Here is a 12,522-nt window from a genome sequence, read left to right on the forward strand (position 1 = left end):
ACTTTCACAGTGCAACCATTCGCAACAGTAGGGTTGATCATCCGCACCATACGCGTGCGTTGCGGAACATCCGCAGCCACGGCGAGTCGCCGGTCCACTCGGCCGGATGCCAGCTCAGATTCACCGCGCGCGGCGTGCGCTCGGGGTGCGGCATCATGATGGTGACGCGGCCGTCGGTGGTGGTCAGGCCGGTGATGCCGTCCGGCGACCCGTTCGGGTTGAGCGGGTACTGGCTGGCCACATTGCCATCGCCGTCCACGTAACGCAGCGCGACGCGGGCGGCCGCCTGGTCCACGGCGGAGGCGAACACCGCCTGGCCTTCGCCATGCGCCACGGCCACCGGCAGGCGCGAGCCGGCCATGCCACGCAGCAGGATCGAGGGCGATTCCACCACTTCCAGCAGGGCGGTGCGCGCTTCGAACTGCTCACTGCGGTTGCGGCGGAACTGCGGCCAATGCTCGGCACCCGGGATGATGTCCTTGAGCTGGCTCATCATCTGGCAACCGTTGCACACACCCAGCGCGAAGCTGTCCTGCCGCGCGAAGAACGCCGCGAAGGCGTCACGAAGCGCCGTGCGCTCCAGCACCGAAGTGGCCCAGCCGCGGCCCGCACCGAGTACGTCGCCGTAGCTGAAGCCACCACAGGCAACCAGCCCGGTGAAGTCCGACAGCGCGACGCGGCCTTCGATCAGGTCGCTCATGTGTACGTCGAAGGTGCGGAAACCGGCACGTTCGAAGACGTTGGCCATTTCAATCTGGCCATTGACGCCCTGCTCGCGCAGCACCGCCACGCGCGGACGCGCGCCGATGTTGATGCGCCGCTCCTGCCCCTCCTGCGCCCGCGACACGGGTGCATCCCGATACGGCGACGCCACATCCTCGTTGAGGTCGAAGGTCAGCTTCGGCTTCAGGCCCGGCGCGGTGAAGCTGCGCGCGACCGCACGCTCCTGGTCGGCGTTGTCCGGGTTGTCGCGCAGCTTCTGCATGGCGTGGGTCACCGACCACCAGGCATCGAACAGTGCTTCCCAGCGCCACTCGACCAGGCTTTCGCCCTGCAGCGACACCCGCACCACCGGCGCGGTGGTCGGCCGTGCGATGCGCTGCGCGCATTCGGTCAGCGCATGGCGCTCGACCAGATCGGCGAACGCGGCGCGGTCTTCCTTGGCGATCTGCACCACCGCACCGAGTTCTTCGTTGAACAGGCTGCGGAACGGATCATCGCCCCAGGCATCCAGGGTGATGTCCATGCCCAGACGCGAAGCAAAGGCCATTTCGCACAGCGCGGCGAACGCGCCGCCATCGCTGCGGTCGTGGTAGGCCAGCAGCAGGCCGGCCTGGCGCGCGTCACGGATCAGCTCGAAGAACGCACGCAGGCGCTGCGGATCGTCCAGGTCCGGTACGGCACCGGCGAACGCGGGCAGCGCGCTGTGGTCGGCATGCACCTGGGCCAGGATCGACCCGCCCAGACGCTGTTTGCCGGCGCCCAGGCCGATCAGCCACAGCTCGCTGTCGGCATCGCGGTCCAGCAGCGGGGTCAGCTGGGTGGTGGCGTCGGCCACCGGCGCGAACGCGGAGATCACCAGCGAAACCGGCGAGACCGACTTGTGCGCGGTACCGGCGTCGTGCCACTGCGCCTGCATGGACAGCGAGTCCTTGCCGACCGGAATGCTCAGGTCCAGCTGCGGGCACAGCTCCATGCCCACCGCACGCACGGCGTCGTACAGCAGCGCGTCTTCGCCGTTGTGGCCGGCCGCAGCCATCCAGTTGGCCGACAGCTTCACCGTCTCCAGCGCGTCCACCGGAGCGGCGCACAGGTTGGTGATGGCTTCGCCCACCGCCATGCGTGCCGACGCGGCCGCGTCCAGCAGCGCCAGCGGGGTGCGCTCACCGATCGCCATCGCTTCGCCGGCCACGGTGTCGAACCCGGCCAGGGTGATGGCGACGTTGGCCAGCGGCAGCTGCCACGGACCGATCATCTGCTCGCGCGCGGTCAGGCCGCCAACGCTGCGGTCGCCGATGGTGACCAGGAAGTTCTTGGACGCCACCGACGGATGCGCGAGTACGCGCAGGCCGGCGTCATGCAGGTCCAGCCCGGCGGTCTTCAGCGCCGGCCAGCGCGGCGGCGCCGGGTGAACGGTATCGCGGTGCATCTTCGGCGCCTTGCCGAACAGCACGTCCATCGGCAGGTCGATCGGCGCGTCGGCCGGGATGTTGTCCACGGTCGCGCCGTAGGCCACCACCAGGCGTTCTTCGGCGGTCGCCACGCCAACGGCGGCGAACGGGCAGCGTTCACGCGCGCACAGCGCGGCGAACTCGGCCAGGCGCGCCTGCGGCACGCCAAGCACGTAGCGCTCCTGCGATTCGTTGCACCACAGCTGCATCGGCGACAGCGACGGGTCGTCGGTGGGCACCTTGCCCAGGTCGATCACGCCGCCCACGCCCGAGTCGTGCAGCAGTTCGGGAATCGCGTTGGAGAGACCACCGGCGCCGACGTCATGGAACCAGCGGATCGGATTGTCCAGGCCCAGCGCGACGCAGCGGTCGATCACTTCCTGGCAGCGGCGTTCCATTTCCGGGTTGTCGCGCTGCACGCTGGCGAAGTCGAGGTCTTCGGCACTTTCGCCCGAGGCCACCGAACTGGCGGCACCACCGCCCAGGCCGATCAGCATCGCCGGACCGCCGAGCACGATCACCGCGTCGCCCGGCTGCAGCCTGAGCTTTTCGACCTGGACCTGGTCGATGGCACCGAGGCCACCTGCCAGCATGATCGGCTTGTCGTAGGCGCGGGTCAGGCCCTCGCCTTCGGGCAGCTCGAAGCTGCGGAAGTAGCCAAGCAGGTTGGGACGGCCGAACTCGTTGTTGAACGCGGCGCCGCCGAGCGGGCCGTCCAGCATGATGTCCAGCGCCGGGGCCATGCGCGGGTTCAGCGCGCGCGGCGCTTCCCACGGTTGCGGCAGGGTCGGGATGCGCAGGTGCGAGACCGAGAAGCCGGTCAGGCCGGCCTTGGGCTTGCCGCCGCGGCCGGTGGCGCCCTCGTCGCGGATTTCGCCGCCGGCGCCGGTGGACGCGCCCGGGAAGGGCGCGATCGCGGTCGGGTGGTTGTGCGTTTCCACCTTGATGCAGAACGCCGAATCGACCACCGCTTCGCTGCGGTACTCGCCCGTGGCCGGGTCCGGACGGTAGCGCGCGGCGGGGAAGCCGGCGACCACCGCGGCGTTGTCGCTGTACGCGCTCAACGTGTGCTGCGGGGTCTGCTGGTGGGTGTTCTTGATCATGCGGAACAGCGAGTGGGGCTGGTCGGCACCGTCGATGGTCCAGCTGGCATTGAAGATCTTGTGCCGGCAGTGCTCCGAGTTGGCCTGCGCGAACATCATCAGTTCCACGTCCGACGGGCTGCGGCCAAGCGCACCGAAGCGCTCGCGCAGGTAGTCGATCTCGTCCTGGGCCATCGCCAGCCCGAGGCGGCGGTTGGCCGCTTCCAGGTCATCCAGCGCGATGCGCTCCAGCTCACCCCGGGCGGGCGCGGTGAACAGCGCCTGGGCCTGATCGGCGCTGTTCAGCACCGACTGGGTCATCGGGTCGTGCAGCACGCGCGCCACCGCCTCGGCCGTGGCCGCGTCGGCCGGCCAGCCGACCAGATCGATGCGCAGGCCGCGCTCGACGCGGCGGATCGGCTGCCCGGCACCGCGGACCAGCTCGGTGGCCTTGCTCGACCAGGGCGACAACGTCCCCAGGCGTGGCACGACGAAGCGGGTAACGGCCCCCTCTTCCTGCCCGGCCAGCGTCGGCTGGGCTTCCAGGATCCGGCTCAGGATCGCCGGGTCCGGGGCGGCATCGCCCTCGGTCTGGATGAAGTAGACATGCCAGGCACCGGCGATGCGCAGGGAGGCGGCGAGGGACTGCAGGCGGGATTCAAGACGTTCGCGGCGGAACGGCGAAAGGGCGGATGCGCCCTCGAGGACCATCATGTCCGGGGAACCGTGGTTGGAGACGGGGCCCACTATTGTACCCAAGTCCACCGCCGGAACCCGCCCGTCCGGGGGAGCGGCCCCCTGCGTCTTCACGGCTGAACCATGCACTGGTTCACGGATTGTCGGCCGAATGCATGACAACGTTATCACCACCTGGCCGGGCGCCTTCCGGCCGGGGCCCCGTCCGCCCCCACTGCTGTCGCCGGCCTCTCTCACCGGCCCCGGACTGCTGCACGCATGGCGCCAACCCGGCGCCATGCGCCCACCACCTGATCGGAGAATTCCCATGCAGGACCCGATAGTGCGCAGTGCAGTGACATCGATATCTCCCCCGGCCCGACGTGGCCATGCCCGCTGGCTGCTGGTGCTGGCCCTGGCCGCCGCGGCCGGCGCGCCGACACTGGCCCAGGCCGCCAGCTGTACCGGCGTGCCGGAATGGAACCCGGCCGCCATCTACCTGGCCGGGTCCACCCTGCAGAAGGGCGGCGTGCTGTACCGGGCCAACCAGGACATCTGGAACGCCCCGCCGGATCACCCGGCCGGCGCGCCCTACTACACCAACCTGGGCACCTGCGACGGCAGCGGCGGCAACCAGCCGCCCAGCGTCAGCCTGACCTCGCCGGCCAATGGCGCCAGCTTCAGCGCCGGCAGCAGCATCACCGTCAGCGCCAATGCGAGTGACAGCGACGGCAGCATCAGCAAGGTCGAGTTCTTCCGCGGCGGCACCTCGCTGGGCATCGACACGAGCGCGCCGTACAGCGTGACCTGGACCAATGCAGCGGCCGGCAGCCACACCCTCAAGGCCGTGGCCACCGACAACTCCAATGCGGTCACCTCCTCGACCACGGTCAGCGTGACCGTCACCGCCGCCAGCAACGACACCACCCCGCCCAGCGTGCCCGGCGGCCTGGCATCGCCATCGAAAACGGCCACCACGGTCAACCTGACCTGGAACGCAGCCACCGACAACAGCGGCGGCAGCGGCGTGGCCGGCTACGACGTGTACCGCAACGGCGGTCTGGTGGGTTCGCCCAGCGCCACCCAGTACACCGACGGCGGCCTGACGGCGAGCACGGCCTACACCTACACGGTGCGCGCACGCGACAACGCCGGCAACGCCTCGGCGCAGAGCGCATCGATCAGCGTGACCACGGCGGCCGGCGGCGGTGGCGGCGGCACCAAGCGGGTGATCGGCTACTTCACCCAGTGGGGCATCTACGGGCGCAACTACCGGGTCAGGAACATCGACACCAGCGGTGCGGCGGCCAGGCTGACGCACATCAACTACGCCTTCGGCAACGTGCGCAACAACCGCTGCGAAGTGGGCGTCACCCAGGCCTCCGATCCGAACACCGGCGTGGGGGGCGATGCCTTCGCCGACTACACCAAGGCCTTCGGCGCCGGCGAGAGTGTCAGCGGCAGCGCCGATACGTGGGACCAGCCGCTGCGCGGCAACTGGAACCAGCTCAAGCAGCTCAAGGCCAAGCACCCGAACGTGAAGGTGCTGATCTCGCTCGGTGGCTGGACCTGGTCGCGCGGCTTCTCCAGCGCGGCGCAGCCGGCCAACCGCCAGGCCTTCGTGGCCTCGTGCATCGATGCCTACATCAAGGGCAACCTGCCGGTCACCGACGGTGCCGGTGGGGTGGGCGCGGCCGCCGGTGTGTTCGATGGCATCGACATCGACTGGGAGTACCCGGTGGCCTGCGGGCTGAGCTGCGGCACGCCGGCCGACAACGCCAACTACACGGCACTGCTGGCCGAGTTCCGCCGTCAGCTCGACGCGGTGCGGCCGGGGCTGCTGCTGACCGTGGCGGTGGGCGCGGGTATCGACAAGATCCGGGTGACCGATCCGGCCGCGTTCCACCCGTACCTGGACTTCATCAACGTGATGACCTACGACTTCCACGGCGCATGGGACCCGCAGACCAACCATCACTCGGCGCTGTTCGACTCGCCGGCCGACCCCTCCACGGGCGACCAGAAGTTCTACAACAGCAACGATGCGATGGAGGCCTTCATCAGCCGCGGCGTACCGGCCAGCAAGCTGAACCTGGGCATCGGCTACTACGGGCGCGGCTGGACCGGCGTGGCCAGCGGCAACAACGGCCTGTACCGCAGCGCCAGCGGCGCGGCACCGGGCACGTACGAAGCCGGGATCGAAGACTGGAAGGTGCTCAAGAACCTTGCCTGGCCGGTCTATACCGACACCACGGCCAAGGCCACGTGGATCTCCAACGGCACCACGTTCTGGAGCGTGGACACCCCGGCGATGGTCACCGAGAAGATGGGCTACGTGAAGGCCCAGGGCCTGGGCGGCGCGTTCTTCTGGGAGTTCAGCGGCGATGACGCGCAGGGCACGCTGACCAAGGCGATCAGCGACGGCCTGAACTGACCGGTCGCCGGCCGACCCTCGGCCGGCCCCGCAACGGCAACGCCCCGGTCATGCCGGGGCGTTGTTGTTTCAGCGGCTGCCGCCGGCCGAGATGCGTTCCAGCGCGGCCTTGAGCTGCGCCGGGGGCACATAGCCGCCGAGCTGGGTGCCATCGGCGGCAAAGATCGCCGGGGTGCCATTGACGCCGATCTGCTGGCCGAGCGTGTACTGCATGGCCACCGGGTTGGTGCAGCTCCTGGCCGGCACCGGCTTGCCGGTCTTGGCGGCAGTCAACGCCTGCTTGCGGTCGGCTGCGCACCACACCGAGATCATGTCGGTGTAATCCTGGCTGCCCAGGCCCATGCGCGGGAAGGCGAGGTATTCGACGGTGATGCCGTTGCGGTTGAGCTCGGCGATATCCTGGTGAAGCTTGCGGCAGTACCCGCATTCGATATCGGTGAACACGCTGACGGTGTACTTGGCGTTGGGCGCGGCGAACACGATGCGCTCGCCCTGCGGCACCTTGTCCAGCAGACCGCGACGGTACGCGAGCAGGCCGGGGCTGCTGGCCGGCGCCTTGTTCTGGATGTCGTAGGGCTGGGACTGCATGAGGTAGCGACCGTCATCGGAGACGTACAGCACCTGGCCGGCCACCAGCACTTCCCGGAACCCGGCGAACGGTGCAGCGCCGATGAAGTCCGGGGCAAACTTGGGGTCCAGCTGCTGCAGGGCGGTGCGTACGCGCTGCTCGGCGCTGCCGCCGGCCACCGGGGCAGACGCGGCGGGCTTGGCAGCCGGCTCGGAGGGCTGCTGCGCGCAGGCAGTCAGGCTGAGCGCGCCGAACAGGGCGGCAATGGCAACTCGGAGCATGGCGCGATCCGGTAGGAAAGAAGGTCCGGGATTCTCGCATAGCCGGGCCGTCGCCCGGCTGCACGGCAGCGGAACAGTGATGCGTTGCACGCCGGGGGCGGGTCAGCCGCGCGGATGGTGCCGGGCGTGCAGCTTCTGCAGGTGCTCGCGCGCGACGAGGGTGTAGATCTGGGTGGTGGACAGCGAGCTGTGGCCAAGCAGCATCTGCAGCGCGCGCAGATCGGCACCACGGTTGAGCAGGTGGGTGGCAAAGCTGTGCCGCAGCCCGTGCGGGCTGATCCGGACCGGGTCGATGCCGGCCAGGGCCGCATACTTTTTCACCAGCCCCCAGAACTGCTGGCGACTGAGCGGCTGCAGGGACGGAGCGAGGAACATCGGCACGCTGCCGTCCTGGCCGCCGGGCACGCTGCGCCCACCGGCCAGCCGCGGGCGCGAGTGGGCAAGGTAGCGTTCCAGCCAATGCTGGGATTCCTCGCCCAGTGGCACCAGGCGCTCCTTGCTGCCCTTGCCGGTGACGCGCAGCACGCCCTGGCGCAGGTTGACCGCGTTGGCGGGCAGGTGCACCAGTTCGCTGACGCGCAGGCCGGCGGCATACATGAGTTCGAGCATGGCCCGGTCGCGCAGGCCGATCGGATCGTCGATGTCGGGAGCATCGAGCAGCGCATCGATCTGGCTTTCGGCCAGGGCCTTGGGCAGCAGCCGTGGCAGGCGCGGCGGGTCCAGCAGGGCGGTGGGATCGTCGGCGCGCCGGCCGCGACGCACGGCATCGGCAAAGAACGCGCGCAGGGCCGAGAGCAGACGTGCGTTGCTGCGCGGCGACCATCCATGCTGCGCGCGCCACGCCAGGTAATCGAACAGACCGGCACGGTCGATCGCGGCCAGGCCACCGGCGCGCCCGTCACGCCAGCGCGCGAGCCCTTCCAGATCGCGCCGGTAGCTGTCCAGGGAGGCCCGCGCGAGCCCCTGTTCGGCCCAGATCGTGTCAAGAAAATGCTGAATGACCGCGGCATCGGCATCGCGCAGCGCGGGCAGGTGCTGGACCAGCTGGCGACGTTGCGCCGGGGTGGAGACATCGGACATGCCATCAGCATACGGAGCGCGGCGCGCGCCGGCCATCCACGCCGGGCCGATGCCCGGGTATGCTCGCGGCATGGCCACCACCACCGATGCTCCCGCCGCGACCCGCCCCGCCTCGCTGCTGCTGTGGCGCCTGCTGGCGCTGCTGTACGACTTCTTCCCCGCACTCGCACTGTGGATGCTGGTCAGCTCGCTGTTCGTGGCCGGCTACACGCTGTCCGGACACGCAGCGCGCGAGAACATCGCGCCGTTCAGTGCGCTGCAATGGCTGTTGTGGCTGTGCTGCTGGCTGGTCACCGGCGTCTATGCCACCTGGAGCTGGCGGCGCGGCGGCCAGACACTGGGCATGCGGCCGTGGCGGCTGCAGGTGGTCAACGCCGACGGTACCGCGCCCGGCCGCCGCCAGCTCTGGCTGCGCTACAGCGTGGGCACCCTCTCGGTGCTGCTCGGCGGTCTGGGCCTGTGGTGGGCCCTGCTCGACCGCCAGCGCCTGACCTGGCACGACCGCGCCAGCGGCACGCGGCTGGTGCGCCTGCTTAAGCGCTGAAGCGCTGAAGCACCGAAGCACTGAAGCGAAGGCAACCGCAGCGTTTCAGGTGTTCCCGCGCTGGGTACCCGTACCCCAGGGCTGCGGGACACGCCTGCCCCGGGACAACCAAAACGCCGCACGCCCTGCTTCTGCTTAACGCCTGACGCCTGACGCCGCTTACCCCGACTTCCGCCGGAACAGCATGCCCGACACCACCAGCATCACGATGGGTGGCAGCGCGTAGGCGATGCGGTAATCGAACTTGAGCGCGCCGGCCATGCGGCCGAAGAACAACTGCAGCAACCAGAAGCCCAGCGCGAACAGGATGCCGAGGAACAGGCGCTTGCCCATGCCGCCGCTGCGCAGCGAGCCGAACGCGAACGGCACGGCCGCCAGGCACAGCGCCAGCACGTTCAGCGGATAGAACCAGCGGCTCCAGTAGATGTCTTCATAATCGCGCGCATCCAGCCCGTTGCGCTTGCGGTACTCGATGCTGTTGCGCAGGTCCATCGCCGTCAGGTTGCGCGGCTTGGCGATGCCCGTGGCCAGCGCCGCCGCATCCAGCCGCGAATCCCACGGCTCCGAGGCCACGGTCTGGCGCGTTGCCGAGCGGTCGCCGAAGGTATCCCGGCGCACCGTTTTCAGCACCCAGCCCTGCGCATCGTGCTCGGCCGTTGCCGCGTGCGTCAGCGAGGCCAGACGCCCATCGTCGCCGATCTTGTACAGGCGCACATCGTGCAGGACCAGGCGCGTCCCGCCCCCTGCCTGCAGCTGCTCATCGCCACTGGTCGCACTCAGGAACGTGTCGCCCTCGCGCGCCCAGACGCCCTGGTAGCGCGCCGCGCTGAGCGTGCTGCCCCAGCGCGCGCTGATCTTGATGTCGTCGGCCTTGCTCTGGCCCCACGGTCCCAGCGTTTCGCCGCTGAACACCATCACCGCCGTCAGCAGCGACAGCGCCACTGCCACCGACACGCTCAGCCGCTTGCGCGACAGACCCAGCGCCCGCAGCGCCGTCAGTTCCGAGGTGGCCGCCAGCTGCCCCAGCCCCATCAGCGCGCCGATCACCGCGGCCGTCGGGAAGAAGGTGTAGGCGCGGCGCGGCACCGTGTACAGCACCCAGGCCGCCGCATGGCCAGCCGTATAGCTGCCCTTGCCCACGTCCTTGAACTCGCCGGAGAACGCCATCACCACGTCCAGCCCGACCAGAACCGCCCAGGTCAGCAGGACCGTGCCGAACACCGCCCGGCCCAGATAGAAATCAAACCGCATGGGACGCAGTTTCATGCGGTCCTCCGGGGACGCGACAGCTTGCCGTCGCGGAAATACATCCAGATGGCCAGCGCCAGCAACGGCAGGCTCAGCCACCACAGGCCCACACTGCCGGGCACCTTGCCATCGGCGATCCAGCGGGTGCCGATGAACATCAGGTTCATGCCCACCATGTAGGCCAGGAACGCCAGCATCATCCGCCCGTAGCGCTGCTGGCGCGGCGAACTGCGTGCCAGCGGCAGCGTCATCAGCGCGAAGGCGAGCGCGATCAGCGGCGGGGCGATGCGCGCGTGCAGCTGCGCGCGGGCCGCCGGCCGGTCATCGCCGAGCAGCTGACCTGTCGTCAACAGCTCCGGATCGTCGTCCTTGCGCGTGTCGGCCCCGTCCGGCAGCGCCACATCGTTGCGCGCGAAGGTCACCAGCCTGTAGTCCAGGCCGCCGTTGACCGGGCCTTCCACCTGGTGGCCATCGTCCAGCTCGAGGTAGCGCTGGCGCTCGCCCTCGAAGAACATCCGGCCACGGTCGGCCGAAACCACCTCGATGCGGTCGCCCTTCTGGCGCTGCATGAACACCTTGCCCAGCTGGGTGCCATCGGGCGACACCGAGGACAGATAGACCACCCCGCCATTGGGCAGCGAGGTGAACTTGCCCGCCTCCAGGCCGGCCATGACGATGCTGCGGTTGGCCTCGTCGATCATTTTCTCGCCGGTACGGTCTGCCCAGGGGCCCAGCCACAGCGAGCACAGCCCGATCACGGCGATCACCGGCAGCACCAGCATCATCAGCGGGCGCAGCAGGCGCCGGGGCCCGACCCCGATGGCGGTCAGCACCGCCATCTCCGAGTCGCGGTACAGGCGGGCGGTGGCCAGCAGCAGGCCCAGCATCAGCGCCAGTGGCAGGATCAGGGGCATGTACACGATGAACTGCAGGCCCAGCTGCGAGAACAGCAGGCGGGCGGGCAGCCGGCCATCGGCGATGTTGCCGAGGATGTCCACCAGGACACCACCGACACTCACCACCAGCAGCACGATCAGGGTGGCCAGGAAACTCTGGAGGAAATCACGCAGGAGATAGCGATCGAGCTTCGACATGGGGCGGTGGTTTAAACTCTCGGATTCGTTCGCGGCATGGTCCAGTCTACTGGCTGGGCGTAAACAGCTCGCGATTGTACGGATTTGCCAACGGAATCTGATCAATGGCCCTGGAATTCACCCTGAACCGCGCAGCACCGGCCACCGCCGCGTGCGACTGCGTCATCGTCGGCGCCTTTGCCGACCAGTCCCTGAGCCCGGCGGCACAGGCCCTGGATGCTGCCTCCGGTGGCCGTCTGTCGGCGCTGGTCGCCCGCGGCGACGTCGGCGGCAAGACCGGCAACACCACCCTGCTGCACGATCTGCCGGGCGTGACCGCACCGCGCGTGCTGGTCGTCGGCCTGGGCGAAACCGCCAAATTCGGCGTGCCGCAGTACCTCAAGGCGGTCGGTGACGCCAGCCGCGCCCTGAAGAGCGGCGTCAACCACCATGCGCTGCTCACCCTGACCGAACTGCCGGTGAAGGGCCGTGATGCCGCCTGGAACATCCGCCAGGCCATCATCACCGCCGACCACGCCGCCTACCGCTACAGCGCCACGCTGGGCAAGAAGAAGGCCGAAGAACCGGGCCTGACCACCCTGGCCATCGCCGGCGACGACGCCCAGGCGCTGACCCAGGGCCAGGCCATCGCCGCCGGCGTGCAGTACGCCCGCGAGCTGGGCAATCTGCCGCCGAACCTGTGCACCCCGGCCTACCTGGCCGAGTCCTCTGTCGCCTTCGCCCAGGCCCACGCCGGCGCCGATGCGGAGATCCTGGACGAGACCCAGATGGAAGCGCTGGGCATGGGGTCGTTGCTGGCCGTGGCCCGCGGCTCGGCCAACCGCCCGCGCCTGGTCGTGCTGAAGTGGAGCAACGGCGGCGACGCCAAGCCGTACGTGCTGGTCGGCAAAGGCATCACCTTCGACACCGGCGGCGTCAACCTGAAGACCCAGGGCGGCATCGAAGAGATGAAGTACGACATGTGCGGTGGCGCCAACGTCATCGGCACCTTCGTGGCCGCGGTCACCGCCAAGCTGCCGCTGAACCTGGTGGTGGTGGTGCCGGCGGTCGAGAACGCCATCGACGGCAATGCCTACCGCCCGTCCGACGTGATCACCTCGATGTCCGGCAAGACCATCGAAGTGGGCAACACCGACGCCGAGGGCCGCCTGATCCTGTGCGACGCCCTGACCTACGCGCAGCGGTTCGAGCCGGCCGCCCTGGTCGACGTGGCCACCCTGACCGGTGCGTGCATGGTCGCCCTGGGCCACCAGACCGCCGGCCTGATGACCAAGCACGACGACCTGGCCAATGAACTGCTGGCCGCCGGCGAGCACGTGTTCGACCGCGCCTGGCGCCTGCCGCT

The 12,522-nt window shown here is 69.4% G+C and carries 8 protein-coding genes; 3 read left to right on the top strand and 5 right to left on the bottom strand.

All coding sequences use genetic code 11. From position 1 onward, the window contains the following. Positions 1–37: 37 nt before the first annotated feature. On the bottom strand, positions 38–3,967 hold the full coding sequence (gene purL, locus ACPEH1_RS14235) for a phosphoribosylformylglycinamidine synthase (protein ID WP_423715962.1): 3,930 nt from the start codon (positions 3,965–3,967) through the stop codon (positions 38–40). A gap of 289 nt (positions 3,968–4,256) precedes the next feature. Between purL and ACPEH1_RS14240 the strand changes: the two genes are divergently transcribed. Beyond that, positions 4,257–6,362, top strand: coding sequence for a glycosyl hydrolase family 18 protein (locus ACPEH1_RS14240; RefSeq protein ID WP_153164923.1), 2,106 nt, complete (start codon positions 4,257–4,259; stop codon positions 6,360–6,362). 69 nt (positions 6,363–6,431) lie between these two features. On the opposite strand, the gene ACPEH1_RS14245 is transcribed toward ACPEH1_RS14240, so the two are convergent. After that, on the bottom strand, positions 6,432–7,211 hold the full coding sequence (locus ACPEH1_RS14245; protein WP_423715963.1) for a thioredoxin fold domain-containing protein: 780 nt from the start codon (positions 7,209–7,211) through the stop codon (positions 6,432–6,434). Positions 7,212–7,313: 102 nt separating this feature from the next. Beyond that, positions 7,314–8,291 (bottom strand): site-specific tyrosine recombinase XerD, encoded by a 978-nt coding sequence (gene xerD, locus ACPEH1_RS14250; RefSeq protein WP_166473630.1) that lies wholly within the window; start codon positions 8,289–8,291, stop codon positions 7,314–7,316. Between the two features lie 70 nt (positions 8,292–8,361). Between xerD and ACPEH1_RS14255 the strand changes: the two genes are divergently transcribed. Continuing rightward, positions 8,362–8,835: an RDD family protein gene (locus ACPEH1_RS14255; RefSeq protein WP_287248299.1), complete on the top strand. Its 474-nt coding sequence runs from the start codon at positions 8,362–8,364 to the stop codon at positions 8,833–8,835. A gap of 159 nt (positions 8,836–8,994) precedes the next feature. Here ACPEH1_RS14255 and lptG read toward each other — a convergent pair whose 3' ends face one another. Then, positions 8,995–10,101: an LPS export ABC transporter permease LptG gene (lptG, locus tag ACPEH1_RS14260; protein WP_017356286.1), complete on the bottom strand. Its 1,107-nt coding sequence runs from the start codon at positions 10,099–10,101 to the stop codon at positions 8,995–8,997. Further along, complete coding sequence (gene lptF, locus ACPEH1_RS14265; RefSeq protein ID WP_017356287.1) at positions 10,098–11,177, bottom strand: LPS export ABC transporter permease LptF; 1,080 nt, start codon at positions 11,175–11,177, stop codon at positions 10,098–10,100. Before lptF ends, lptG begins: the two co-directional genes overlap by 4 nt. Positions 11,178–11,281: 104 nt before the next feature. Between lptF and ACPEH1_RS14270 the strand changes: the two genes are divergently transcribed. Beyond that, positions 11,282–12,522, top strand: a 1,241-nt coding sequence (locus tag ACPEH1_RS14270; protein ID WP_423715964.1) for a leucyl aminopeptidase, incomplete at its 3' end; no start/stop codon positions are given.

Origin of the sequence: Stenotrophomonas sp. NPDC077421, assembly GCF_049545505.1 — a bacterium.
In the GTDB taxonomy this organism is placed as follows: domain Bacteria; phylum Pseudomonadota; class Gammaproteobacteria; order Xanthomonadales; family Xanthomonadaceae; genus Stenotrophomonas; species Stenotrophomonas nematodicola.